General features: G+C 61.9%; 24 protein-coding genes and 1 pseudogene. 9 read left to right on the top strand and 16 right to left on the bottom strand.

What is annotated here, in order from left to right; all coding sequences use genetic code 11:
- Positions 1 to 44 precede the first annotated feature (44 nt).
- Both ACWKWE_RS13980 and ACWKWE_RS13975 read right to left on the bottom strand, forming a co-directional pair.
- Positions 45 to 1370, bottom strand: coding sequence for an APC family permease (locus tag ACWKWE_RS13980; protein ID WP_483850841.1), 1326 nt, complete (start codon positions 1368 to 1370; stop codon positions 45 to 47).
- Between the two features lie 147 nt (positions 1371 to 1517).
- Positions 1518 to 2336 carry a carbon-nitrogen hydrolase family protein gene (locus ACWKWE_RS13975; RefSeq protein WP_166597370.1) on the bottom strand — a complete coding sequence of 273 codons (819 nt, stop codon included), beginning with the start codon at positions 2334 to 2336 and terminating at the stop codon, positions 1518 to 1520.
- Positions 2337 to 2443: 107 nt separating this feature from the next.
- Here ACWKWE_RS13975 and ACWKWE_RS13970 point away from each other — a divergent pair, with 107 nt between their 5' ends.
- Positions 2444 to 3208 (top strand): helix-turn-helix transcriptional regulator, encoded by a 765-nt coding sequence (locus ACWKWE_RS13970; RefSeq protein WP_166597369.1) that lies wholly within the window; start codon positions 2444 to 2446, stop codon positions 3206 to 3208.
- A gap of 8 nt (positions 3209 to 3216) precedes the next feature.
- On the opposite strand, the gene ACWKWE_RS13965 is transcribed toward ACWKWE_RS13970, so the two are convergent.
- The gene (locus tag ACWKWE_RS13965; protein WP_483850840.1) at positions 3217 to 3546 is read right to left on the bottom strand and encodes a YciI family protein; all 330 of its coding nucleotides are present in this window, start codon (positions 3544 to 3546) and stop codon (positions 3217 to 3219) included.
- Between the two features lie 102 nt (positions 3547 to 3648).
- Here ACWKWE_RS13965 and ACWKWE_RS13960 point away from each other — a divergent pair, with 102 nt between their 5' ends.
- Positions 3649 to 4293 carry a TetR/AcrR family transcriptional regulator gene (locus ACWKWE_RS13960; protein ID WP_483850839.1) on the top strand — a complete coding sequence of 215 codons (645 nt, stop codon included), beginning with the start codon at positions 3649 to 3651 and terminating at the stop codon, positions 4291 to 4293.
- Here ACWKWE_RS13960 and ACWKWE_RS13955 read toward each other — a convergent pair.
- Together ACWKWE_RS13955 and ACWKWE_RS13950 are read right to left on the bottom strand one after the other, a co-directional pair.
- Positions 4277 to 5197: a LysR family transcriptional regulator gene (locus tag ACWKWE_RS13955; RefSeq protein ID WP_483850838.1), complete on the bottom strand. Its 921-nt coding sequence runs from the start codon at positions 5195 to 5197 to the stop codon at positions 4277 to 4279. The two genes, ACWKWE_RS13960 and ACWKWE_RS13955, sit on opposite strands and share 17 nt — an antisense overlap.
- Positions 5198 to 5227: 30 nt before the next feature.
- Positions 5228 to 6205, bottom strand: a complete 978-nt coding sequence (locus ACWKWE_RS13950; protein ID WP_483850837.1) for a zinc-dependent alcohol dehydrogenase family protein — start codon at positions 6203 to 6205, stop codon at positions 5228 to 5230.
- A gap of 117 nt (positions 6206 to 6322) precedes the next feature.
- Here ACWKWE_RS13950 and ACWKWE_RS13945 point away from each other — a divergent pair, with 117 nt between their 5' ends.
- Entirely contained in the window at positions 6323 to 6940 is a 618-nt protein-coding gene (locus ACWKWE_RS13945) for a TetR/AcrR family transcriptional regulator (RefSeq protein ID WP_483850836.1), read from the top strand.
- Between the two features lie 91 nt (positions 6941 to 7031).
- Positions 7032 to 7807: pseudogene (locus tag ACWKWE_RS13940) on the top strand (SDR family NAD(P)-dependent oxidoreductase).
- A gap of 64 nt (positions 7808 to 7871) precedes the next feature.
- Here ACWKWE_RS13940 and ydiJ read toward each other — a convergent pair.
- On the bottom strand, positions 7872 to 10898 hold the full coding sequence (ydiJ, locus tag ACWKWE_RS13935) for a D-2-hydroxyglutarate dehydrogenase YdiJ (RefSeq protein ID WP_483850835.1): 3027 nt from the start codon (positions 10896 to 10898) through the stop codon (positions 7872 to 7874).
- Between the two features lie 159 nt (positions 10899 to 11057).
- On the opposite strand from ydiJ, the gene ACWKWE_RS13930 reads away from it, so the two are divergent.
- Positions 11058 to 11942 (top strand): LysR substrate-binding domain-containing protein, encoded by an 885-nt coding sequence (locus ACWKWE_RS13930; RefSeq protein ID WP_483850834.1) that lies wholly within the window; start codon positions 11058 to 11060, stop codon positions 11940 to 11942.
- Positions 11943 to 11954: 12 nt separating this feature from the next.
- On the opposite strand, the gene ACWKWE_RS13925 is transcribed toward ACWKWE_RS13930, so the two are convergent.
- The 4 genes from ACWKWE_RS13925 to ACWKWE_RS13910 form a co-directional block, all read right to left on the bottom strand.
- Complete coding sequence (locus tag ACWKWE_RS13925) at positions 11955 to 12281, bottom strand: AzlD domain-containing protein (protein WP_483850833.1); 327 nt, start codon at positions 12279 to 12281, stop codon at positions 11955 to 11957.
- Entirely contained in the window at positions 12278 to 13021 is a 744-nt protein-coding gene (locus tag ACWKWE_RS13920; protein WP_483850832.1) for an AzlC family ABC transporter permease, read from the bottom strand. The genes ACWKWE_RS13925 and ACWKWE_RS13920 overlap by 4 nt, the downstream gene beginning before the upstream one ends.
- 163 nt (positions 13022 to 13184) lie before the next feature.
- Positions 13185 to 15539, bottom strand: a complete 2355-nt coding sequence (locus ACWKWE_RS13915) for an FdhF/YdeP family oxidoreductase (RefSeq protein WP_166597363.1) — start codon at positions 15537 to 15539, stop codon at positions 13185 to 13187.
- 52 nt (positions 15540 to 15591) lie between these two features.
- On the bottom strand, positions 15592 to 16689 hold the full coding sequence (locus tag ACWKWE_RS13910) for a catalase family protein (protein WP_483850831.1): 1098 nt from the start codon (positions 16687 to 16689) through the stop codon (positions 15592 to 15594).
- 310 nt (positions 16690 to 16999) lie between these two features.
- On the opposite strand from ACWKWE_RS13910, the gene ACWKWE_RS13905 reads away from it, so the two are divergent.
- Entirely contained in the window at positions 17000 to 17722 is a 723-nt protein-coding gene (locus ACWKWE_RS13905; protein ID WP_483850830.1) for an alpha/beta fold hydrolase, read from the top strand.
- Between the two features lie 70 nt (positions 17723 to 17792).
- A complete protein-coding gene (locus ACWKWE_RS13900) occupies positions 17793 to 18590 on the top strand; it encodes an SDR family oxidoreductase (protein WP_166597360.1) in 798 nt (265 codons plus the stop codon).
- Positions 18591 to 18735: 145 nt separating this feature from the next.
- On the opposite strand, the gene ACWKWE_RS13895 is transcribed toward ACWKWE_RS13900, so the two are convergent.
- Positions 18736 to 19920, bottom strand: coding sequence for a DUF2252 domain-containing protein (locus tag ACWKWE_RS13895; RefSeq protein ID WP_483850829.1), 1185 nt, complete (start codon positions 19918 to 19920; stop codon positions 18736 to 18738).
- A 187-nt stretch (positions 19921 to 20107) separates the two neighbouring features.
- Here ACWKWE_RS13895 and ACWKWE_RS13890 point away from each other — a divergent pair, with 187 nt between their 5' ends.
- Both ACWKWE_RS13890 and ACWKWE_RS13885 read left to right on the top strand, forming a co-directional pair.
- The gene (locus ACWKWE_RS13890; RefSeq protein ID WP_166597358.1) at positions 20108 to 20332 is read left to right on the top strand and encodes a DUF6555 family protein; all 225 of its coding nucleotides are present in this window, start codon (positions 20108 to 20110) and stop codon (positions 20330 to 20332) included.
- A 125-nt stretch (positions 20333 to 20457) separates the two neighbouring features.
- The gene (locus ACWKWE_RS13885; protein ID WP_483850828.1) at positions 20458 to 20940 is read left to right on the top strand and encodes a DUF2938 domain-containing protein; all 483 of its coding nucleotides are present in this window, start codon (positions 20458 to 20460) and stop codon (positions 20938 to 20940) included.
- 52 nt (positions 20941 to 20992) lie between these two features.
- On the opposite strand, the gene bla is transcribed toward ACWKWE_RS13885, so the two are convergent.
- The 5 genes from bla to ACWKWE_RS13860 form a co-directional block, all read right to left on the bottom strand.
- Positions 20993 to 21877 (bottom strand): class A beta-lactamase, encoded by an 885-nt coding sequence (gene bla / locus ACWKWE_RS13880; protein WP_483850827.1) that lies wholly within the window; start codon positions 21875 to 21877, stop codon positions 20993 to 20995.
- A gap of 94 nt (positions 21878 to 21971) precedes the next feature.
- Positions 21972 to 22400: a TOBE domain-containing protein gene (locus ACWKWE_RS13875; protein ID WP_166597355.1), complete on the bottom strand. Its 429-nt coding sequence runs from the start codon at positions 22398 to 22400 to the stop codon at positions 21972 to 21974.
- A gap of 98 nt (positions 22401 to 22498) precedes the next feature.
- Positions 22499 to 23158 carry a M24 family metallopeptidase gene (locus ACWKWE_RS13870; protein WP_483850826.1) on the bottom strand — a complete coding sequence of 220 codons (660 nt, stop codon included), beginning with the start codon at positions 23156 to 23158 and terminating at the stop codon, positions 22499 to 22501.
- A 68-nt stretch (positions 23159 to 23226) separates the two neighbouring features.
- Positions 23227 to 23430, bottom strand: a complete 204-nt coding sequence (locus ACWKWE_RS13865; RefSeq protein WP_483850825.1) for a hypothetical protein — start codon at positions 23428 to 23430, stop codon at positions 23227 to 23229.
- A gap of 58 nt (positions 23431 to 23488) precedes the next feature.
- On the bottom strand, positions 23489 to 25546 hold the full coding sequence (locus ACWKWE_RS13860; protein ID WP_483850824.1) for a 2Fe-2S iron-sulfur cluster-binding protein: 2058 nt from the start codon (positions 25544 to 25546) through the stop codon (positions 23489 to 23491).
- Positions 25547 to 25632: the final 86 nt, after the last annotated feature.

The raw sequence follows: 25632 nt of genomic DNA, 5'->3' as shown, positions 1-25632 counted from the left end.
ATTGCACCGACTGACCTCCGCTCGTTAATAGCCAACGCTACAGGTCACATCGCCTCTTCCAGGGTCAACTCTGGCGGCTGCCGACGCAGTCCACCTGTCAAATACATCAAATACACGAACCCGATCGCCAGCCACGACAGCCCGAGTTCCACCGCGTTGGAGTCCAGGCTGAACATCAGCCACAGGTCAGCGACCATCCCCGCCAGCGGCAGCAGCACATACAACAGCACAGCGCTCAGGCCACGGCGTTTCTGGGCGATCCAGTAGTGAAAGATCACCGACAGGTTGACCAGAATGAAGGTCAGGAACGCGCCGAAGTTGATGAATGAGGTGGACGTCGTGACGTCCATTTTCAGGGCAAGCAAGGCGACGACAGCGCTGAGCAGGATGCACCCGACCGGGGTGCCGAAGCGTGGGGACAGGTAACCGAAGAACGCCTTCGGCAGCACCGCGTCGCGGCCCAGCACGTACAACAGCCGGGAACCGCTGGCCTGGGCGGCGATGCCGGAAGTGAATTGTCCGATCACCAGCCCGATCAGAAAGATCGACACGAACAGGTCGCCGCCGATGTTTTTCGCGATCTCGTAGGCCGCCGAATCGACGTTGGCGAATTGCAGCGACGGTTGAGCCAGTTGCACCACATACGATGTGCCGACGAAGATCAGTCCACCGATCAGCGTCACCCACAGAATCGCCCGTGGCATGTTGCGTTCCGGATCGTGGGTTTCTTCGGTCAGGGTGCTCACTGCGTCGAAGCCGAGGTAGGAATAACACGCGATCGCCGCGCCGCTCATGATCATCGACCACTGCACGCCACCGCCGGCGAACGGCGCCAGGGTGAACAAGGGTTTAGTGGGATCGCCCAGCGTGTAGTGAACGCACAGCACGATGAACGCCGCCAGAATCAATACCTGCAGGAGCAACAGCAGGATGTTCACTGCCGTCGCCAGTTTCAGGCCGAGGATGTTGATCACCGTGGTCAGGGCGATGAACGCCAGCAGCCAGATGAATTGCGGCACATCGGGAAACGCGGAATTGAGGTAAGCGGTGCCGATCAGCCAGATCGCCATCGGCAGGAACAGATAGTCCAGCAGGATCGCCCAGCCGGTCATGAAGCCCAATCGGGCGTCGATGGCCTTTCTCACGTAGGTGTACGAAGACCCCGACACCGGGAAGGCCTTGGCCATGTGCGCGTAACTGATGGCGGTCAACAGCATCGCCACCAGCGCGGCGAGGTAGGCCATGGGCACGTGCCCGCCGCTGGATTGGGCGAGAATGCCGAAGGTGCCGAGGACGATGATGGGGGTCATCAGGCCGACGCCGAAGATGACCAATGTGCCGAGGGATAAAGTGCGTTTCAAATGAGCCATTAACGTCTCCGATTATCTTTTTAGTCGTTTGCGCGCGAGGCGCCGGATGTTTGGCAGTGGCAAAGAAAGTGACAGCTAATGATTATTGGGGGTCAGCGGTTGCGGGTCAGTGGTGTTCTCCGGAAGGAATGGCGGGGCCGTGAGGGATCACGAACCGATGATCAGGTCGCGCCGGTCGCCGCTGTCGATGACGTCACCGCTCAGCCGCAGGCGCTGGTGACGGTCGTAGACGTAGGGTTCGCGGGCCTTGTCCAGCAGGTTCAGGTCGAGGGTGAGCCTGAGTGTCGCTTCGTCGCGACCGGCTTCCACCAGCAGGTCGCCAAAGGGATCGACCACCGCGCTGCCACCGGCGAAGACCAGCCCGTCGTCGCCCTGCCCCACGCGATTGACCATCACCGCGAAGGCCTGATTTTCCAGTGCCCGCGCCATTACGCAGGTGCGGTGCGTGGGGCCGTAGGGGTCGAAATTGCCGTTGGTGACGATCAGCAGTTGCGCGCCGAGCTGGCCCAGCGCCCGCGCCGTCTCGGGAAATTCGATGTCGTAGCAGATCAACAACCCCACCCGAATACCCTTCCACATCACCGTGGACAGCCGGTCACCGGCGTCGAACACGTCTCGCTCGCCGGACCACAGATGGGTCTTGCGGTAATGCAGCACAATGCCCTGCTCGGGGGTGATCAGCACCGTGGTGTTGTAAAAGCGCCCGTCGTGCACTTCAGCAAACCCCACCGCCACCGCAATGCCCCGCGCCGTCGCCGCCTGCTGAACCCGCGTCAGCGTCGGGCCGTCGAGGGGCTCGGCCATCTGCGCCACGTTGTCTTTCGTGGGAAAGCCTGTGAGGTAGGTTTCCGGCAACACCAGAAGCTCGGTGTCCGCCGCGCACGCCTCGATCAAGGCCAACGTGCGTTCAAGGTTGTACGCCACATCCCCGTCACGCCCGGTGACCTGGGCCAGTTCTACATTCATCTTTCACTCCTGCATGCCGGTCGCCGCCGACCACCTGTCGTCAGGTATTATCAGCCCTTGCCGCCCACGGGGTAATCACACGTCATGGGTAATCCCAAGGAGTGACAATGAGCACGCCGCCAACGTTGCAGGAAATCGCCTGGCATCGCACGTTCGGGATTCTGATTGGCGCCATCGATCAGCCAAACTTCTGGCAGACCGTGGTGCGCCGGGTCAGCGACGTGCTGCGGTTCGATAATTGGGTCGCGCTGCTGTTCAAGGACGGGCGCCCATACCTGCTCGACGAGTCGCCCGCCGAAGATGGCGGGCCGGACCCGCTGTTTCAGGATTATCTGGGGGGCATCTATCTGATCGACCCGTTCTACCGGGTCAACTGCGAACAGGCGCAGAGTGGTCTGTTTCAATTGCGGGATGTCGCGCCGGACTGCTTCGCGCAAACCGAGTATTACCAGCGCTATTTTCACCTGAACGTGGTCGCCGACGAGATTCAGTTCAATTGCCGCATTGATGATCGGCAGCTGGTCTGCCTGTCGTTCGGCTCGCGCACGCCGATCACCCAGGACGAAGTCGCGCACCTGGCGCTGTTCCAACCGTGGATGGAAGCGCTGATTCGTCAGCGCTTGCTTCACAGCCACCACGACCCCCATCCGCCACGGGTGCCGTCCCATCAAGGGCTGGAAAACCTCAAGGCGACGCTGACATCGCGAGAGTTCGACATCTGCCAACTGATGCTCAGCGGGCACTCCAGCAAGCGCATCGCCGACCTACGGGACATCTCGGTGGACACCGTGAAAACCCACCGGCGACACATCTACAGCAAGCTCGGGATCAAGACCCAGTCCGAACTGTTTTCCTCGTTGTTGCCGTCCTGAGCCCCGGCTCAGGTATGGAATGGCACCCAGAACATTTTCACTTCCACGTTCAACATGCCGGATTTGACGGTAGGGTCCTCCTTGCCGATCCGGATCGCCTCTTCAAGGTCTGCAGCCTTGAAGATAGTCATGCCGCCATCGGCTAACACGCCATTCAGCCCGCCCGCCTTTTCCATGAACGGTCCGCTCAGGACGGTCAAACCTTTTTCCTGAAGTTGCATCATGTAGCCAACGTGGGTCATGAACTCGGGTTGTTCGTTGTATTTCACGCCCTTTACCCAGTTCGGGCCAGGGGTCTGGAAGGCGACAAAGTAGTGCGGACCGTTTTCGTCAATCATGTTTTTCAACTCCGGGATAAGGGATGGTTATTTATTGGAGCGATCACTCCGATATGCAATACTAGGCCCTCGAAATTCTCCCCGTCAAGGAATATTGGAGCGATGGAACCAAAAATAGCGGAACCGAAGAAACGCAGCCGTGGACGCCCTTCTGCATTCGATCGGACGACGGCTGTACAGCGGGCGATGAGGCTGTTCTGGGAGTCGGGCTACGAGGGCACGTCCTTCGATGTCCTGATTACAGCGATGGGGATCAGCGCGTCGAGCTTCTACAACGCGTTCGGCAGCAAGGAACAGCTTTACGCCGAGGCCACGGACGCCTATCTGACGGCATCGGGAGAATGGTTCATCGGGATACTGAACGAGAACACCGATGCGCGAACGGCCTTTACCCGGCTTCTGGAAACCACGGCGACAGAGTTCACCCGCGACGACCTACCCGCTGGCTGCATGATTTCCGTGGCGTCGGTGCACGTGCCCCCGGCGCTGCAATCGGTGCGCGGCATGATGACTCGGCATCGGACTGCGGCGCGACAAGCCATGGAAAAGCGCATCCAGCGCGGTATCGACGAAGGCGATGTGCCGGCTGACACCAATGTGCAAGCGTTGGCGGGTTATCTGAATGCACTCTCCCGAGGTCTTGCGGTTCACGCAAGGGATGGCGCGACGCCCAAGCAGTTGCTGGAGATCGTGCAGGTGGCGATGCAAGCGTTTCCGGACCGCCCGAAGATCACTCCGGGCATCTGAGCCAGGGATTGCGCGGAAACGTCTCGATCAGGTAATCCACCATGACCCGGGTTTTCTGCGGAATCCACGATGACGCTGGCATCACGGCATGAATCGGTACGAAACCAGGGTCGAACTCGGTCAGGAGCCGAACCAGACGCCCCGCCCGGAGATCTTCCCCGCAGGCCGACAGCGGTGCACGCAGCACACCGAGCCCGGCGATCGCGGCCTCGCAGAGCGCCTCGAAAACATCCACCCGATAAGGGCCGTTCACTGCGATCAAGCAGGGTTCGCCTGTTGACTCCCGGAACGGCCACTCGAACGGCGCAAGCTGGCCCAGATCAATCAAACACGGTACCGACACGAGGTCACGCGGATGTAGGATCGCTGGCCTGTCTTTCAGAAAGGCGGGCGAGGCAACGGTCACCGGTTGCAACATCCCTAGCTTGCGCCCATGGTGAGAGCTGTCCTTTAGCTCGCCGATGTGAATGGAAAGATCGATCCCGTCGCGCACCAGGTCCATCGTTGAATCGCTAAGGACATGCTCGACCACTATCTCCGGATAGCGCTCGAAAAAAACCGGCAGCAGTGGGGTCAGGTGCTTGCGTCCGAACAGGACCGGCGTGGCGATCCGCAAGGTTCCAGAGGGCGTTTGTCCGGCCTGGACGACATCTCCCACAGCCCTCGCGTACTGACTGAGGATCGATTTGGCGTCGGCATAAAACGCCTCCCCCGCCTCGGTCAAAGACAGCCGTCGAGTGGTGCGCGATAGCAGTCGAATCTGGAGATGATTCTCCAGATCGCTCATCTGCTTGCTGACGGTCGACTGACTGACCGACAGCTCAATGGCCGTCTTCGAAAAACTGCCGAGCTCCACCACTCGCGCAAACATTTCCAGCGCTGCAAATCTGTCCACCCGGCTCACGTTCCTCCGTCTCATCCGTTTTGAAAGGCGTCAGCGTGCCCCGCCGATGTCCAGCAACACCTTGCCGCCCCGGCGCGTGTGCTCGATGGCCTGCATCACTTCTGCCAGCGGATACACCGCCGAGACCGGGACGTGGAGTTTTCCGGTGCGGATCAGCTCGACGGCCTCTTGGAGGATGCCCGGAATCTTCGATCGATAACCGGGCTTGGCCTGATAGAAATTGTGCAGCGTGATGCTTTTGCGCATGAGGGGGCGGAAGTCACCAGGCGCCGACATGTCGCCACTCATCTGCGCGTAATTGACCAACGAAGCACCGGTGGAGAGCGCACTGATCAGGCGAGCGCTCGCGGTGCCGCTGATGCCGTCGAGGGCCAGCCGGACATTGCCGCCGTCGACCAGATCCTGGACGCGCTCAGGGGCGTCGCCCTCGTCCACCAGCACGATATCGCCGCCTGCTGCTTGCACTTCTGCCACCTGCTCGGGGCGACGTACGAAGTTGACCGTGCGCAAACCGCGCCCTTTGGCGATGGCGATCACCGCCCTGCCAACGCCGGAATTCGCGCAGTTCTGCATCACCCAGTCGCCCGGCTGGAGATCGACGAATTCACTCAGCAACAACGCGGCGGTCGGGGGATTGATGCGCAGCATGGCCAATTGTTGAAGGTCCAACTCCACGGGCAGGGCAAACAGCCCTTCAGCGGGAATGACCATGCGTTCACGCCAGGTGAAACTGTACAGCGGTGGCGTGACGCGGTCGCCCACCTTCACCTGATCGACGCCCGGTCCCACCGTAATGACGATACCCACGCCTTCGTTACCCACCACGCTGGGCAATGGCGGATGCACCGGAAATTTCCCCCCGAACAGCAGCAGGTCATTGTGGTTGACCGGTGCATACTCGACCCCGATCAAGACCTCCCCGGCCCCCGGCGCGGCGGGCTCAGGCATGTCGACCCATTCGAGACCCGACAGGGGATCGCCGTACGCTGTGATCTGGATCGCTTTCATGTGAGATGTCCTGAGAAGAAGGTTGGGGGAATTTCCGAGCGGCATTTATGATAGTGATCACTCGCAATATTAGCTATTGAATGTGATCACTTTCAAAAACACCCACAGGAAGCCTGCGTGAAAGTCTCAAGAGAACAAACCGGTTTGAATCGTGAGGCGTTGGTGACCGCTGCGTCCCGGCTATTTCAAGTGCAAGGCTTTGCCGCCACTGGGGTCGCCCAGATCAGCGAGGAAGCCGGGTTGACCCAAGGTGGCTTCTACCGCCATTTCAAATCCAAGAGCCTGTTGGCCCAGGCAGCGTGTCAGCAATCGCTGGACCGGTGCCACGATGAATGGGTCGCGATGAAGGGCTCTGGCGCTGACGACTTGAGCACCCTCATTGACGCTTACGTGTCCGCCGAGCATGTCGACAACGTCGCCGACGGCTGCCCGATGTCGGCCTACACCTGTGAAATCAAGAGTCAGGACGCTGGCACCCAACAGACCTTCACCCTCGGGTTCGACGACATGACGGCTCTGCTGGAGGAGACGCTGGTCGGAGATATTGCCCCCGAGGACGCCCGCCGCATTGCGCTGTTCTTCATGAGCAGCATGGTCGGCAGCGTTGCCCTGGCGCGGGCGACCAAGCGCACTGACCCTCAACGCTCAGAACAGATTCTCGCCGCGACCCGCGACAGCCTGAAAGCCCTGGCCGCCCATCTGCGCCCCGCCCCGCCGAGCGATGTCGCAAATTGATTTATTCCCCAGCGCGATAACGCTTATCGGAGCGCAAGCCATTATCGAGCCGGGACCTCGCCGATAGGCTGGATCGAGCGCAACCGTGCGCATGCATTCAACTATCGCGGGATCGAGCATGACGAAGACATTGAGCGGAAAAGTGGCACTGGTGACGGGCGGATCACGGGGTCTGGGGGCCGAAACGGCAAAGGCACTGGCGGAGCAAGGCGTCCACGTCGCCGTCAGCTATGTCAATTCGCAAGAAAAGGCGCAGGAGGTGGTCGCCCGGATCAAGGCACAGGGGTGCAAGGCGAAGCGTTCAGGGCGGATCAGGCCGACGTGACAGCGGCGGAACAATTGATCGATGACGTCATGGCGAGGTTCGGCCGTCTCGACATTCTGATCAATAACGCCTCCATCGATGAAGTCGGGACCGTTGATGACCCCGAGCGCAACGCCGCAGCCTTCGAACGTTTCTGGGCGACCAACCTGACCGGCTTCATGGCCACCGTTCGCGCTGCCTCGAAAGTCATCAGCGACGCTGGCCGGATCGTCATGATCGGTTCGAATCTCGGCACGCGGGTCGGGTTCGCAGGGGCGTCGGATCTGTCAGCGCTCAGGGCGGGGATAGACGGCTACGCCCGAGGCGTGGCGCGAGACCTGGCCGAACGAGACATCACGGTGAACGTGGTGCACGCCGGGTTCATGAAGACCGACCTCAACGCCCATATGCGGGATGCCTTGGCACCGTTCATTTCGCGACTGTGCTTCCCCCGTTACGGTGAGTTGCGAGAAGTGGTCGCGCCAATCCTGTTCCTGGCCAGCCCCGCAGCGTCGTACATCACCGGCAGCATCATCGACGCGGACGGCGGGTACAATGCTTAAAGCCCAAACGGTCGGCAACGAACAGCATCCATGGCGCGAGCGGCTCACGCCATTGATGCACTCATCATTTCGCCAACAGCCGCTCCAGCACCACCTCCAGCGGGTGGCGCAGCTCCCGGTCCGCCTGACGCTTGACTTGGCTTCGGCACGAGTACCCCGTCGCCAGCGCCTCACCCGGCTTGTCCAGTTTGGTCGCCCAGGACTGTTCGAAGATGGTCTTCGAGGTGTCTTGGTTGCGCGCTTCGTGGCCGTAAGTGCCGGACATGCCGCAGCAGCCGGTGGCTTCGGTGACCAGTTTCAGGCCCAGTCGCGCGAAGACTTTTTCCCATTGCGAGGTGCTGGCCGGGACGTTGGTTTTCTCGGTGCAGTGGGCCATCAGACGGAAGGTGCCCGTTGACGATTCGGTAGCGGATTCCGGCAACGCGTCCATCAGCCACTCCTGCGGCAACAGCACGGTGGGGCTGCCTTCAAGGCCTGGGACTTTCTGGTATTCCTGGCGATAAACGAGGGTCATCGCCGGGTCCAGCCCCACCAGCGGCACGCCGCAATCGGCCAGCGCCTTGAGTTGGGTGGCGTTGCGCACGGCGGCCTTGGCGAAAGCGCCGAGGAAGCCCTGCACGTGCAGCGGCTTGCCGTTGGCACTGTACGGCGCGAGGAACACGCGGTAGCCCAACTGATGCACCAGCTGAATCAGCGACGCCAGCAGCGGCGTTTCGAAGTAACGGGTGAACGCGTCCTGCACCAGCACCACGCTGCGCTGACGCTGCTCGTCGCTCAGTTCGCGCAGGGCCGGGACGCTGGCCACCGCAACGTTGCAGCGGGTCAGCGTGCTTTGCAGGTTGTAGCGATGGATCAACGGGCTGTCGAGCATGCCGACGTGGCGTTCAAGCAGGCCGCTCACCCATTTCGAGCCCATCACTGCGTTGTACAGCCCCGGCGCGTGGGCCAGGTACGGGATGGTGAATTCCAGCGAGCCGATCAGGTAATCCCGCAGCGGACGCTGATAACGCCCGTGGTACAGCTCCAGGAAACGCGAGCGGAATTCCGGCACGTTGACCTTGATCGGGCACTGCCCGGCGCAGGATTTACAGGCCAGGCACCCGGCCATGGCGTCGTAGACTTCGTGGGAGAAATCCGCCTGACCTCGGGACCGCTTGAGGTTGTTGCTCAGGCGCGCGGGCAGGCCTTTTATCCAGTTGGCTTTGCCTTTCGCCGCTTCCAGCACGTCGATGTTCGCCGCACCTTGCAAGCGCAGCCATTCACGAATCAGCGACGCCCGGCCTTTCGGCGAATGCTGACGTTCGCGGGTGGCTTTCCACGACGGGCACATGGCGTCGTTGGGGTCGAAGTTGTAGCAGGCGCCGTTGCCGTTGCAGTGCACCGCGGTGCCGAAACTTTGCCAGACACGCTCGTCGATCTGCCGGTCGAGGTCGCCACGCAGGGTGACTTCGTTGACCTTGAGCAGACCTTCCGGGGCATCCGGCGGGGTGCAGATCTTGCCAGGATTGAGCTGGTTGTGCGGGTCGAACGCGCCCTTGAGCGATTGCAGCGCCGGGTACAGTTCGCCGAAGAAAGCAGGCACGTATTCGGACCGCAGGCCCTTGCCGTGTTCACCCCACAGCAGGCCACCGTAACGCTGGGTCAGCGCGGCGACGGCGTCGGAAATCGGCTTGACCAGCGCGGCCTGCGCAGGGTCTTTCATGTCCAGCGCCGGACGCACGTGCAGCACCCCCGCATCAACGTGGCCGAACATCCCGTAGGCCAGGCCGTGGCTGTCCAGCAGCGCGCGGAATTCGGCGATGTAGTCCGCCAGTTTTTCCGGCGGCACGGCGGTGTCTTCCACGAACGGCTGCGGACGAATCTCGCCCTCGACGTTGCCCAGCAAGCCCACCGAACGCTTGCGCATGGTGTAGACCTTGTTCACCGCCGCCGCGCCTTCGGACAGGGTATGGCCAAGGCGCTCTATGGTGGTGTCGGCCTGCAAGTGTTCGACGAATGCCGCGACCCGGCCGTTGACCTCAGCCATGTCATCGCCACTGAATTCCACCAGGTTGATGCCGAGGGTCGGACGGTCCGCAGCGGCCGGAAAATACTCGGCGACGCTGTGCCAGACGATGTCTTTCATCGCCAGCATCAGCACCTTGGAGTCGACGGTTTCGATGGACAGCGGCTTGTGCGCCAGCAAGGCATTGGCGTCACGCAGGGCGTCCATGAAGCTGCTGTAGCGCACGTTCACCAGTACCGAGTAATTCGGGATCGGCAGCACGTTGAGCTTGGCCTCGACCACATAGCCCAGCGACCCTTCGGCGCCGCACAGCACGCTGTTGAGGTTGAAGCGCCCTTCTTCATCCCGCAGGTGCGCGAGGTCGTAGCCAGTCAGGCTGCGGTTGAGTTTGGGGAAGATCGACTCGATCAGCTCAGCCTGGGTTTCCTGGATCTGCCGCGCCGTGCGGTAGACCTCGCCGATGCGACCCGACTGGGCGCAGGCAACGTCCAGTTCGTCATCGGAGATCGGATGGCTGTGCAGACGTTCACCGCCAAGTAACACGCTGTGCAGTTCCAGCACGTGGTCGCGGGTCTTGCCGTAGGTGCAACTGCCCTGCCCGCTGGCGTCGGTGTTGATCATGCCGCCAACCGTGGCGCGATTTGAAGTCGACAGCTCAGGCGCGAAGAACAGGCCGTGGGGCTTGAGCGCTGCGTTGAGCTGGTCCTTGACCACACCGGCCTGCACGCGAACCCAACGTTCTTCAACGTTGATTTCCAGAATGGTGTTCATGTGCCGGGACAGATCGACCACGATGCCGTCCGTCAGCGACTGGCCGTTGGTGCCGGTGCCACCGCCTCGGGGCGTGAGCTTAATCTGACGAAAACGCAGCTCGGCCATCAGCGTGGCGATGCGCGCGACGTCCTCGGCATCTTTCGGAAAGACCGCCGCCTGGGGCAATCGCTGATAGATCGAGTTGTCGGTCGCCAGCACCGTGCGGGTGGCGTAGTCGGCGCTGAGTTCGCCACGGAAGCCGCTGGCGCGCAGGGCGTCGAGAAACTCGGGGTACTGGCTCGCAGGCAATGCGGGCGAGAGTTGGGCGATCATCGTGGGATGGCCTCTTGTCGGTCTGATCACGGAAAACAGCAAAACACTTGTCGCCCGAGCATTAATCGGTCAGCCTCGGGTCGTTATGGGCGCCAATGATCCCGCAGGCTTCAGCGCGAAACAAACAGATATTCCTGCCGCTATCGATGACTTTTCTGAATGAATTACCGCCATCTCACGCCGTCCATGTCCCTGCTGCTGGCATTCGAAGCCGCGGCCCGGCATGAAAGCTACACCCGCGCGGCCGTCGAGCTGTCCTTGACCCAAAGCGCGGTCAGCCGTCAGGTCCAGGCACTGGAGCAGCAACTGGGCCTGACGCTGTTCCGTCGCGAAGGCCGACAGGTGCAACTGACCGACGTTGGACGCCTGTATCAACGGGAAATGAGCGACGCATTGGGCCGCATTCGCAGCGCCACCTTACAGGCCATCGCCTACCAGTCCGGCGGCGGCAGTCTGCGTCTGGCCACCTTGCCGACCTTTGGTTCCAAATGGCTGCTGCCGCGCCTGCACGACTTCTACACGACCCACCCTGGCATGCTGGTACACATCAACTCGCGCATCGACGCCGTGGACTTCGACACCAGTGGCATCGACGCCGCCATCGTCGTCGGCCACACGGGCCTGCCGGGCTTGATCAGCCATCGTCTGCACGCCGAGGAACTGGTGGTGGTCATCGCGCCGCAGGTTGGGGGTAATCATCAGGACTGGACGCCAGACAAGATCGCCGGGCAGATGCTGCTCAACGTCGCCAACAACCCCAACGTCTGGGGCGACTGGTTCAGCCACCATCACCTGCCTCACCGGATGATGCGCCTGGGACCGAGTTTCGAACTGACCTCGCATTTGATTCAGGCGGTCAAGGCGGGGATCGGCATCGGCCTGGTGCCCCGGATTCTGGTCACCGACGAAATCGCCAGCGCCGAACTCATCCCCCTCGACCTGCCCTTCCCGAGCCAGCGCAGCTATTACCTGACCTACCCGCCACGCAACGAAATGCTGCCGTCGTTGCAGGCGTTTCGGGCGTGGTTGCTGGGGCAGGTTTGAGATGGGCGAGGGTCAGGCGATCACCCACCTCAACCCCCACAACACCGCCATCCCCACGCCCAGCGTCAGCAGGGTATTGCGGGTCTTCCACGCCACCAGCGCGGCGATAATCGCTGCGGGAATCTGCGGGTTGTTGATCACGAAGTCGCCATGCCCGTTGGGATACACCACTGCCGGAAGCACCAACGCGGCCAGGACACTGGCGGGCACGTAGACCAGGGCGCGGCTCAAGAGCGGAGGCATGCGCCAGCGGCCGTAGAGTTCGATGAATGACACGCGCATCGCAAAGGTGCCGACGCCGACGGCAATGAATACAGACCACATCACCAGATCGCTCATTGCGCCTCCCCTTTCGTTTCTTGCTCGCGGGATGACGCTGGGGCCGTGTTACGGGCGTTTTCCGCCAGCACGCCCGCGACGATCCCGCCGACGGAGGCGATAACCAGACCGAGGTTGTAAGGCAGCTTGACCGCCAGCACGGCAATCAGGCCGCCGACGGTGGCGGCCGCGAGGGTCGGCACGTTGCGCAGACCGGGCACCAGCAGCGCAAGGAAGGACAGCGGAATGGCGAAGGTCAGCGACCAGCTTTCGGGAATGCTCGCGCCGAGCAACACGCCCGCAAGGACCGAGACTTGCCATGCCAGCCACATGGAGAACGCGGTCCCGGCGTAGTACCAATGGGCGAACGGCCCGGTCAGTTCACCTGACGCGAACTTCAGGGTGCACAGCGCGTAGGACTGGTCGGAGAGCATGTACGAGACTGGCCAGGTCCAGCGCCGGGGCAAGTGGTTCAGGTGCGGGGCGAGCGATGCGCTGTACATGATGAAGCGCAGATTGATGATCAGCGCCGTGACCACAATGGCCACGGGCAACACGCCGGTCTGCATCAGTTGCAGCGCGACCAGTTGCGCGGAGCCGGAGTAAAAAATAAGCGTCATGCCCATGGCCGTGCCCGGCGACATCCCCATTCCAATCGCCATGACCCCGGTCACCAGGCCGAAGGGAATGACCCCCGGTGTCAGTGGCAGGAGAGCGCGAACCCCCTGCCAGAAGGCCTGCGCCCCGCTTCGGTACTGCATGTGGTTTCCTTGTCATTCGAGGTGTGGCGGATTGATCGTGCGGAGTGTAGGCACAGGCGGGCGGGGATTTGAACCGACATTTTGTGCAACCAAACGGTATTTTTTGTTATGGGAAGGGTGGGACTGGGGAAGCTGACACCTCGATTGTGTCAGGCATGCCCCCTCACACCACCTGATCCTTCAACGGCAATGCCCTCTTCCGCGCACGGGCATCGGGCTGGGCCTTGTGCAAGGTCACCGGCACCGATTTCGCCGCCGGGACTTTGCTGCGTTTGGCGTGGTGCCACAGCGGGACCAGCGGGTTGCATTCCGGGTAATAGGCCGCCGCGCAGCCGACCGGGATGTCGTAGGCGATGATTTGCATCGGACCCACTTCCCTCAACACCTCAGGCTCGATAGCGGTGCGCAGCGTGACCCATTCACCCGGCGCGAAGCCCAGCCGCACGATGTCGTTGCGGTTCATGAACACTACGCTGCGCGTACCGGACACCCCGCGAAAACGGTCTTCATAGCCGTAAATCGTGGTGTTGAATTGATCGTTGCTGCGCAGGGTCATCAGCTGAATCGCATCGCGGGCGCCATGGCCCGGCGAGACGTCATCGTCTTCATCCAGGCCCCGAGGTGCGATGAAGCGGGCCTTGCCGGTCTCGGTTTTCCACTGACGCTGGGCCGCCGGGAGCGGGCGGTGAAACCCACCTGGTTCCCACATGCGCGATTCCATGTCATGGAAGATCTCGGGATAAACCTCGCTGATTGCGGCCCGAATCTTCGCGTAATCCTGACGCCATGCCTCCCACGGGATACGCGCTTCGTCATTCAACGTGGCCAGTGCCAGTCCCGCAATGATCGCCACTTCCGAACGCAACTGTTCGCCGCCCGGCTCGCTCCGGCCCTGCCAGGCCCGGATGCAACCGGTGCTGTCTTCCGTGGTGTAAACCTGATCGACGCCGTCCTGCACGTCCTTTTCAATCCGTCCAAGGCACGGCAGCAGCCAGGCGCGTTTGCCTGGCAACAGGTGCGTGCGGTTGAGTTTGGTCGCCACTTGCACGTTCATTTCCAGCCGCGACCAGGCAGGCTCCATGCGGTCCGTGTCCGGGATCGCGCGCAGAAAGTTGCCGCCCAACCCGATGAACGCTTTGACGCTGCCGTCGAGAATGCCCATGCACGTATCGACCGTGGCCAGGCCCTTGCGCTCCGGCACCTTGAAGCCGAACAGCGCCTCGATCTTGTCCTTCGGCACTTTGGCCGGGTCTTCGGTGATGCCCACGGTGCGCTGGCCCTGCACGTTGGAATGCCCGCGCACCGGGCAGATCCCCGCCCCCGTCTTGCCGATGTTGCCGCGCATCAACAGCAGGTTGACCAACATCTGCACGTTCTCGACGCCATGACGATGCTGGGTCATGCCCATGCCGTAGATGATCATCACCCGCTCGCTGCGGGCGTACACCGTGGCCGCGGCTTCCAGCGCGCTGCGGTTCAGGCCCGAGCGGTTTTCCAGCTCCGGCCAGGTGTGCCGATCCACATTAGCGACGAAGGTGTCGAAACCGTCGGTATGCTCGGCGATGAAATCATGATCGAGCACAGAGGCACCTGACGCCCGGTCCATGTCCAGCAGTGCTTTCGCGATGCCCATCACGGCCGCTGTGTCGCCACCAATCGCCACTTGGTGGTACTGAGTGCTGATGACTGTGGAGTCCGGCCCGAGCATTTCCCGGGGGGATTGCGGATTGACGAAGCGCTCCAATCCCCGTTCACGCAGGGGGTTGAAGGTGATGATCGGCACGTTGCGCTTGCGAGCTTCCTGCAACGGGTGAAGCATGCGCGGGCTGTTGCTGCCCACGTTCTGGCCGAAGAAAAATATGCAGTCGGTGTGTTCGAAATCCGCCAGCGTCACTGTGCCGACCGGCACGCCGATGCTCTCCTGCAACCCCACCGACGTGCTTTCGTGGCACATGTTCGAGCTGTCCGGCAGGTTGTTGTTGCCGTAGGCGCGGGCCAGCAGCTGATACATGAACGAAGCTTCCAGCGACGCCCGGCCCGAGGCGTAAAACACCGCTTCTTCCGGCTGCAACTGGCGCAACTGCGCGCCGATCTCTGCGTACGCCTCTTCCCAGCTGGTTTTCTGGTAGCGGTCGGTCGCAGTGTCATAACGCAGGGGGTGCGTCAGGCGACCATGTTGCTCCAGGTCGTGGTCAGCCCAGGTGCGCAAATCCGTCAACGAATGCTGCTCAAAGAAATCCGGACCGGTGCGCAGCGAGGTCAACTCCCAGGCCGTGGCCTTCGCGCCGTTCTCGCAAAACTCCAGCGCATGAGGGTTGCCCGGTTTGGCCCAAGCGCAACTGACACAGGCGAAACCCTTGGGTTTGTTCTGCCGCATCAAAGCGGCGGGCGCCTTGGCATAGGCCTGCTCGCGCCACAGGATGTTCATGACCGAATGCGCCGAACCCCAGCCCCCGGAGGCGGAGGTGTAGGGTCGGTAGTGGGCGACCGAGTGGGCGGCGGGATGAAGAAGTTGCATGGGGAACCCCTGTTCCAAAGCGTGATGTGATCAGCTCGACGGCGTGACGGAATCAGCGAGGTTCGTGAACCGGGCAACCGTTATGCGCCGCTCGGAAACCCGACGACATCTCGTACGACGGTTTGCGCACCCGCATCACGCCACCAATCGGACGATGGGCCTGCAAGCCGTGCCACGGACTGAACGCCATGCCGTCGTCAATCTCGCGCACGTGTTCCGGACTCCACGAAGGTTGCGGATCGACCTCGACCCGGGCGACGGTCACGTAGGGGCTGACGTCTTCCGGCCAGACCACCGACGCGTCCTCGACCGGCATTTTCTTGAGGTCGCTGGCGAGTTGTACGCGCACCTCCCACACCCCGCCGTGCTGAGCGAAATAGTCGAGCACGGCCTGACGCAAGCCATCGGGGTTGCCGCCGAAATCGACGTGTTTGTCGGTCAGCGCGGTCAAGGTGTCCGACACCGGCGCGACGGAAATCTTGGCGTAATACGGCCCGTACAACAGCGGCACCACGGTGTAGAAGGTTTCGCCGAGGATATGGGTTTGCGGATGGCCACCGAGGCTTTTCAACGTGCCGCTTTCGCCACCCATGGCCTCGATGGTGGATTCGACGCCGCGCAGCAGCGCCGAGAAGGCTTTCTTCATGCCCGGTGCCTTATCTGTCGTTTTCGCTAGCAATTTCAACGTGCGCAAAAACGCCTTGGGGTTGGCGGCGGTGAAGGCCTTGGCGTTTTGCATCACGAAGTCTTGAGTCACATCACCTTCCGAACCTGGCAGGCGCGGGCCTTCAACGCCGATGACCTTGAGCGCCAGACCGCGTGGGGTCGAGACCTTGTCGTCGAGAATGTCGCCGGGGTTGGTCGAGAACCGCATCACGGCCGGGAACGTGCCTGGCTTGGCGAATGCGCCTTGGGCAAGCTGAGGCGGCAAACCTTCCGGCACAATCAGGCGGCCTTTCAGCAGCCCGTGGGACTTCGCGTGGACGCTGCGGTTGGCATGACCTTCATCCTTGAAGGTGGTTTCCATGATCGAGTGCAGCGTTTCGGCCAACTCTTTGCTGGTCTCGGCCTCGTCGTCGGGGATCTCTTCGAAAGACTGCTCGAACGGCAGCGGCACCACTGGCAAACGGGTGACAGGTAAGTCGGTCATCAGCGTTATCTCCGCTTCATCATCGGTTCAATCACGGTAGGGATTCGGTGCTTAGTCGCGCACTGTGGCCGTGCGCTGATCCAGCGAACTCACAGCAGATGACTGCTGACGATTTGCCATCGTTCAGCGCTTGCGCGGATTTTGACGACCGGTGGTAGAGGCGATTCGAAATACACGCCCGGCCTTCAATCCCGTTGAACTTTGTCGGCGTGCGCTCCCTCCACTGGCAAACCCAGTGCGAGCGATTGCGATGCCATCCCACAGCAGCCTTCCATACAGTCATCAGGGCCATGGACAACGTTCCGGCGCCGTGACGTTCGTGCTCATGCATTTCCTTGGCGGCTCGCATCGGACATGGTTTCCGACCCTGCCGTATCTGGACGGCGAGCATGAATGCGTGGCGCTGGACACCCCCGGTTTTGGCGACGCCGCCGACGTGGAGGGTTACAGCGTCGAGGCGATGGTCGAGCACGTGGACCGTTTCATTCGCGGCCTCGGCTTGCAAAACGTCGTACTGGTCGGCCACTCGATGACCGGCAAAGTGGCCGTGGTACTGGCGTCGCGCTCACCCGAGTATTTGAAAGGGCTGGTGTTGGTGGCGCCCTCCCCACCTGGCCCGCAACCCATGAGCGAGGCGGACCGCGATCAGCAGCGCGCGTATGGCAAGACGCGTACGGAGGCAGAGGCCTTCGTCGATGAATCCAGCGCGTTTCGCCTGCCGGACGATGTTCGGGAAGTGGCCATCGACGACGCCCAGCGAGTCAATTTGAACGCCTGGCGTGCGTGGGTCGATCACGGCAGTCGCGAGGACTGGAGCGAGCGCCTCGGGACGCTTGATTACCCCGTGTTGCTGGTGTGTGGCGAGGCTGACGAGCAAGTGCCTGGCCCGGACGAACAGCGTCGCACCACGCTGGCGGCCTTCCCTCACAGCCAGCTTGAAATCATTCCAGACGCCGGGCACCTGATGCCGCTGCAAACGCCAACGGCGCTGGCCAGATTGATGCTCGACTTCGCCCGCCAACAGTGCGGCTGATTCAACACCGGCGTGTTCGTCCCGGACGCGCCGGTCCTGTTCTTTCGTCATGACAACCATCGAGGTGGATATGGATTTGGGAATCAAAGGCCGCGTGGCACTGATCACGGGCGCCAGTGGCGGCATCGGCTTGGCGACCGCCACATTGCTCAGCGAAGAAGGCGTGCGGCTGGTGCTGAGCGATATCGACCAGGACAAGCTGGAAAAGGCCTGCGCAGGCCTTGGGACAGAATGCGTATTCGTCGCCGCCGATTTGACCCGTCAGGATGAGGTCGAAAAGGTGATCAAGGCCGGTGAAGCGAAGTTCGGCCAAGTGGACATTGTCGTGCACACGGCCGGGGTGACTGGCGCCAAGGGCGATCCCCTGGAACTGTCCGACGACGACTATCTGGAGGCCTGGAACACCGATTTCTTCTCGGCAGTGCGGGTGGCGCGGGCGACGATTCCGGCGATGCGTTCGCGCAAATGGGGGCGCTTCGTCTGCATCACGTCAGAGAACTCCGTACAGCCCTATTGGGAAGAGGCGGTCTACAACACGGCCAAGGCAGCCTTGGGTGCGTTCATCAAGAACCTGTCCTATAAAGAAGCGGCCGACGGCGTGCTGTGCAATACCGTGGCGCCTGCCTTCATCGAAACGGGCATGACCGACGGCATGATGAAAAAACGTGCCGAGGAAATGGGTGTGTCGTTCGATGAAGCGATCAAGAGCTTCCTCGACGAAGAACGTCCCGGCATTGTGCAGAAACGCCGGGGCAAGCCTGAGGAAGTTGCTTCAGCCATCGCCCTGCTGGTGTCGGATCGCGCGTCGTTCATCAACGGCAGTAACCTGCGCGTCGATGGCGGGTCGGTGCAGGCGATTCAGAACTGAGGGAGGGTGTGTAGCGGCCGCGAAAGCGTTGGATCAGTGACCTAACGGTTGCCTGACACACCGCCTTCGCGGCCGTCGCGCAGCTCCGGCTGCTCCCACGGAAATGAGTGGCGTGGCGGCCTGCCGAGAACGACTCTGCTTCCGTTCAGTTCTGCAGCGCGTACCGTCGGCAATGTTCCAGATAGCCCTGCTCATGGCTGCCCACCAGTTGCACGACGCTGGACCACAGCCACGACGGCGCATCCAGTGTTTGTGTGCGGTTGGCTTGCAGTTCGCGAATCCAGGCGGCGCGGGTCGCCAGGTCCATCTGCCGCGCATGGGCAATGCCCACCACTTTCGCAAGATATGCCGCCGCACGCATGGCTTCCGTCTGGCTCAGTTGGTCCAGTTCCAGCTTCATGTCTTGGGGTAAGAGTTCGCGAATGAAAAACCCGTGGTCCAACATACGCGTCGCAACCATGCGGTTGCCCAGACCGGGTGACAAGCTTCGTGCGCCTTCGACCACCCGCTTGCCGTTATCCCGAGGCATGCCCGCCCTGACCGTACGCGGCGCGGCGGCGGCCACGGCTTCCTTGATGTCGAGCAGGCAAAAATCCTGATCGTCGTCATCGCCCACACCAATCAGCACGGCATAGCGCAACAGGCCTAACGAGCTACAGCCCTTGACCCAATAGGCCGAATCCAGCAGCTCGACGCGGTCATCCCTCGACCGACCTTTCAGCGAGGTCACCAGCGCGTGAATCTCGTCCGTCGCGCACAGAGTTTTCAACGCACTCCGCTCATCCTTGGACAACGGCCAGAAGTGCTTGCCCAGCGGAATGGTCGGTTTCATGTCTTCGATGCGTTCCTGGGCGAGGTGCTTCCAGGTGCGCTGCACGGCGCTGCGCATCCCGGCCTTCACCTGCGCCGGTCGTTGCGGTTCTTCCTCGTCGTTGGCTTCGAAGGCCTGTTCGTAGCCGAGCATCATTTCTTCAAGCATCCGTGCTGTGGCGACTCCCGGCAGATCAGAACCGCGGGCTGCCGTGGCCAATGACAGCGCCAGGCGTACCAGATCGTGGGCCGGGTTGCCGATGACGGTCTGGTCCAGGTCGCGGATGTGAATGTCGATCTTGCCCTTGAGGTCGCCGGTCGGCCCCAGATTGCCCGCGTGACAGTCACCGCAAATCCACACCGGCGGCCCACTGGGCAGGCGTCTGCCGGGCTGGGAATGCAGCCACTCGTAAAACTGCACCGTGCTGCCGCGCACATATGCGTGGGCGGAACGGGCCATTTTGAGGTTGCGAAGTTGGGTCAGAGGTTCCAGCCGTGCCGTGGGACGAGGGGTTTTCATGAATGCGTCTTTGAGAGGAGAGGCTCTATTGACCCGCACCACGGCCTGAACGTTTCAGAATGTTTCAACAAACCACCTCTCCGACACGTTCGGGCAAATTCGCTGAATTATCTTGATCAGGAGGACTCTCTTTTTCAGGCAGCACTTTCAATGCGTCCTTTTAAAAGCTTTTTGTGAGAGAACCGAGATGGCCAACAGCACCCACTTCCGCATCGATTACCTGATCCATGGCAGTTATAAAACCTTCTACATCCACTCCCCGGCCATGGACGCAAGTGAGGCCTGGCACTGGGCGACGGTCGATGCCGGTATTGGCCAGATTCCCAAGTACCGCTCCGACAAAGTGCCGCGTCTCACCCAGCGCCAGGCCGAGCAGCTGGGCCTGACACACGTGGAATGGACCGCTGCCTGACCCTGCATCTGGACGGATGAATTTTCGCGTCCGTCTTCTTTTTTCCTGGCGTCTTGTCCCGTCAAAACTGCTAACGTGGCCGCCACTGCGGACCCATTGATCAACGACAAGACGTAAGGAACGCCATGTTCAAGTTCATCTTTCTTGCTGTACTGATTGGCATCGGTGGCACGGCCCTGCTCGACCTCTGGGCCTTTTTTCTGAAAAAGGCGTTTGGGTTGCCAACGCCGCCATGGCATTTGGTGGGCCGCTGGTTCGCGGGCATGCGCGAGGGCCACTTCGTGCACCACCGAGGCATCGGCATCTCCCCTGAAGTCCACAACGAGCTGAAAATCGGCTGGACCATGCACTACGTGGTCGGCATCGTCTTCGCGGCGGTGTTGCTGATGATCTGGGGAGTGCAGTGGGCGCACTCGCCGACCTTCTTTCCGGCACTGATCGTCGGTCTGGTCACCGTCGGTGCGGGCTGGTACATCCTGCAACCGGGCATGGGCGTCGGCGTCGCGTGCAATAAGGCGCCGAACCCGAACATGGCCCGTATGCAGAACGTCGTGGGCCATGTGGTGTTTGCGATTGGCATGTATTGGACGGCGTTGATCGTGGGGTGAGGGCTTCCTGCCAACCCCAGTCACCGAAGACGTGGCACGACACGTCTTTGGTTTACAACTCCGCCACGATCCGGCCGATGTCAGCCATGACGGCGTTGACCTGTTCGGCATTGGCCCGTGATTCGCTGTAGTACACCGTCACGATCAGCGGGGCGCGACTGGACGGCCAGATGACAGCGACGTCGTTGTCGGCGTTTTTCGCATTCGAGCCGGTCTTGTCGCCGACCCGCCATTTCTTCGGCAACCCCGCTCGCAGCTTTTTGTCGCCCGTGGTGTTGCTGACCAGCCAGGCGATCAGTTGATCACGCGAGGCGCCGGTCAGCACGTCGCCGAAGATGAGCGAGCGCAGTGTCTGCAACATGGCAATCGGGGTGGTGGTGTCTTGCGGATCACCCGCGCGGTTTTCGTTCAGCTCGGGTTCGCGGCGGTCCAGCCGGGTCACCTCATCGCCGGTCCAGCGCAGCCACTGGGTCAATCCCGCCGGCCCGCCGAAGCTGTCGAGAAGCAGGTTGGCGGCGGTGTTGTCGCTCAGGGTCACGGCAGCTTCGCAGATCGAACCCACGCTCAGACCAGCCTCCCCCGTGTGTTTTTCGGTGGTGGGCGAATACGGCACCAGTTGGTCCTTGCCGTAGACGATCAGCCGCGACAGGTCTTCTTCCTTGCGATCGACGCGGGCCAATACGTGGGCTGCCGCCAAGGCCTTGAATGTGCTGCACATCGCGAAGCGTTCATCACCGCGATGGCTGACGAGGCGCTGGCTGCCGATGTCGAGGATGGCCACGCCCAGACGTCCGCCATGCCGGTGTTCGAGATCGGCAAGTCTTTGCTGGAGGGAGGCCTCGGATGAGGCGTCGGCATCGCTGGCCAGAGCCTTCAGGCTCCACAGCGTTGGCACCGCGAGCAGCGAGGCGCCGAGGAGGGTTCTGCGAGTGATCAAAATGCACGTCCTTGTTGTGGCAGATGAACGACATGATCACCGAAACGGCCGCCGTCTGCCACGACGACCGTCACACCTCGGCGACCCGTTTGGGTCAGGCAGGCACGCCCAGAATGACGTGGGACGCCTTGATGATCGCGGTCGCGCTGACGCCTGGCGCCAGGCCCAATTCGGTGACGGCTTCGCGGGTGACGATGGCGAACACCTCGGTGCCGCCAGCCAGGGTGACGACCACTTCGGCATTGACCGCACCGTCGCTGACGCGGGTCACGGTGCCTTTCAGGGCGTTGCGTGCCGAGAGACGAAAGCCGCTGTCGTCGGTCATCAGCATGACCCACGGCGCCTTGATCAGCGCCACCGCTTCCTTGCCTACCGCCAGGCCCAGGCTCTTGACGCTTTGCAGGGTCACGACGGCAACAAGGTCTTCCCCGCCCGGCAAGGTCAGGGCCACTTCGGCGTTGACCGCGCCTTCCTGGATCGCTTTGACGGTGCCTTTGAATACGTTACGCGCGCTGACTTTCATGTCGGTTTTCCTGTGTCTGAATGGATGAAACTGGCGCGCATCATTGAGCCACCCGTCATAGCATTACCACCATAGCGCCCGATTTATTGACCATAAAGTCAGGCAAGCAAGTCCTCGTAAAAAGCGCCATAAGGTTTGCTGGGGTGAGCGATCTGGATTTCCAGGATCCACAGGCCGGGATTGGGCACGGCGTCGAAATCACCGAGGTCGCCGCCCCGGTAAATCGCGTGGGGAAAATCGCAGACGCGATGGCCCTTGATGTTGAGGTTGAGCTTCCAGCCCAGGGCGATGGCCTGCTCTTCGGCGAAACGGTACAGCTCGGTGCCGTCGACCTTGCCGGTCTTCCAGCGCTGCTCCACCACGTCGAACAGGGTTTTGGCGGCGGCAGCACAGGCCTGCATTTCAGGGTCGTTGCCGGTGGTGAAAGTAGCCCCGGCGTCGCCTTCATGCCCCTGCCAGACCGCGCCCATGTCGATGAAATAGATGTCGTCTTCGCCCAACACCGGATCGCCTTCGGAACGCTGCTTGAAGGTCTTGAGGGTATTGGCGCCAAAGCGGATCAGCATCGGGTGCCAGATGCGTTGAGTATCGAGTTCAGCCAGCACCTGTTTGCCGGCCGCCACGGCCTCGGACTCCAGCATGCCGGGCTTAATGCGCTGAGAGACTAATTCGATCGCTTTCCACGTCATCGCCTGGGCGTGGCGCATGGCGTCGATGTCATAAATGGCCCCAACCGCTTCCTTTGCCGCTGCGTTCATGTCGTTCCCCGGTGTTGCCTGTGATGATGTCGTTATGATGTTTACTACATAGCGGCATCGCGGGGCAATCACCGATGATGGCTGAACGTCGATACTGAACGCACCCAACTGATCAGTCGCAAGGTGGCGGGGTTGTCGTGCTCTTCATGATCGGAGGCCAGCTCACCCGCAAGGGACGCCAACGATTGCGGCAGCAGCCAGGAGACTTCCTGCTCGCTGGCGTGGCACAGATTGGGGTCGTCTTCTTTCTCGAACTCAGGCCATTCACTCATTTCGGCACCTCCCGTCACAGCATGTCGTTGACACATGGATGTTCACAGATCAAGCAGCTTAGAGATCAAGCACCAGCGGCCCTGAAGCCGGGATTGCACAGCAGATCAGCACCTCGCCCTCCGCCGGCATTTCCGCAGGCGGAACAGGGTAATGCACCTGGCCCTTGACGAGCCGGGTCTTGCAGGTGCCGCACGAACCGCTGCGGCAGCTGTATTCGGGTTCCAGGCCTCGGCTTTCGGCCAGCTCCAGCAAGGTGCCGCCGTCGGGCTGCCAGCGCGCCTCCTTGGCGGACCGCTCGAACACCACCGGCACCGACGTGGTGGCGGCAGGCGGCTGCTGCAGCACCACCGCCTGTGGGTCGTGCGTGCGTTTGAGGGTCGAGGGGCCGAAGGTTTCCGCGTGAATCCGCTCGTCACGGATGTGCATCGCCCTCAGTTCGTCATACAGGCCCTGGGTGAAACTGGCCGGTCCGCAAACATAAAAATCGAAGTCATCGAACGGCAACAGCGTCTTGAGCAGATTCAGGTCAATGCGACCTGCAAGGTGAAAGTCTTTGCGGGGGCGGGCCGTGCGCTCGGGCTGGCTCAGCAGGCGAACGACCGTCAGTTCTTCTCCGGCGTTGGCTACCAGTGTGTCCAATTCCTCGCGAAAAGCCAGATCCACCAGACGACGTGCACTTTGAATGAACCAGACCGGGCGTGAACGACGCTTGCGTTTGTTCTGATACAGCACCTCCCGCAGCATCGACAGCATGGGCGTGACCCCGATCCCTGCGCCCAACAGCACCAGCGGGCGCGTCTCCAGCGGCTCGACGAAAAAGCCGCCTTGCGGTGCACGGGCCTCGATCACGTCGCCCACCTTGAGCTGGTCGTGCAAATGCCCGGAGACCAGACCGTCACGTTTGACACTGATGCGGAAAAAGTCATCGGACGGTGCGCTCGACAAGCTGTACGTGCGAATCACCGGCTTCGCCTGCCCCGGCAACGACAGGCGCAACGGCAAGTGCTGGCCTGCCTTGTAGACCGGCAAGCCTGCACCATCGACCGTCTCGAAATGAAACGAGCGAATGCCTTCGCTTTCGTCCTGGATGCGCGTCACTCGCAAGGGCCGCCATTGATCGCGCAACGTTTCCGCCTGCAACCGGGCCGCCGCTTGGTCCCAGTCGCCGGTCATCAGGCTGTTGGGAGAAAACCCTTCAAAACCCCAACGGGAACGCAAGGCCGCTGGCCGACGAAGCACCTGATGAACCTTGACCTGCCACAGCCGCTCGGCGCCCTGGAACGCTTCGATTTCAGGGCCTTCGAGGATGACGGTGGCGTGCCCGGCGACGTGCAGCACGTCGCCGGTCGCAAAGTCGATAAACAACAGGCCGGCCTTGGGATTCACCAGCAGGTTGCCCAAGGTGTTAAAGAACAGATTGCCGGCAAAATCAGGGATCGTGAGGATATCGCCTTCGACCCGGACAAATCCGGCGCGCCCGCCACGGTGGGACACGTCGACGAATCGACGCTCAGGATCGCCTTCAAGGTCGACGTAGCTGGCGACGAAGAACGTGTCGGCGCCACGAATGGCGGCCACCGCCGCTTCGTCCAGCGCATTCAGGCGTTTAACCGGCGGCCGCTGGGCTGCGGACGGGCGTTTGCCGCTTTGCAGCGGGCGCAATTGAATGTACTGCGGGCAGTTGCCGAACGACTGGTCGACGGCGAGGGAAAAGCCGTGCTCAGTCAGCGCTTCGATATGCCCATTGAGGCGATTGCGTCGACGGGTGTAAAGGTCGATTCCCAACAGTCCGAGCGCCGCACCGGGCTCGAAGGCGCTGGCGACCGGATCGTCAGCGTCCGGGGCCCAGCCGATCGCCAGGTGTTTGGGGTCGGGCGACGCAATGAAGCCTTCGTGCGCATCCATCATGCTCGCCCAAGGCCAGCCCTCGCCGTCCACTGCACCGACGATCAGATACGGAATGTGCTCGTAGAACTCGCGGTGCTGATCCGGCATGAAGTCGCGGACCACTCTGCGGCCCACGGCATCCATTCGCTCGACGACGCCCGCATGGGCTTGCACGTGCAGCTCACCGGCGTGCCAGGGCGAGTTTTTTTCCAGCGTGACAGTGTTCATGGCGCAGGCTCCCAGGGATGAGGACACTACGATTCCAGTACCACCACCAACGGGTGTGAAGCGCTATCGCCTCACACCCCGGTGCG

Source organism: Pseudomonas salicis (assembly GCF_057128705.1).
Note: the sequence above shows the minus strand (reverse complement) of the source record. Positions and strands in the feature narration are given on the sequence as shown.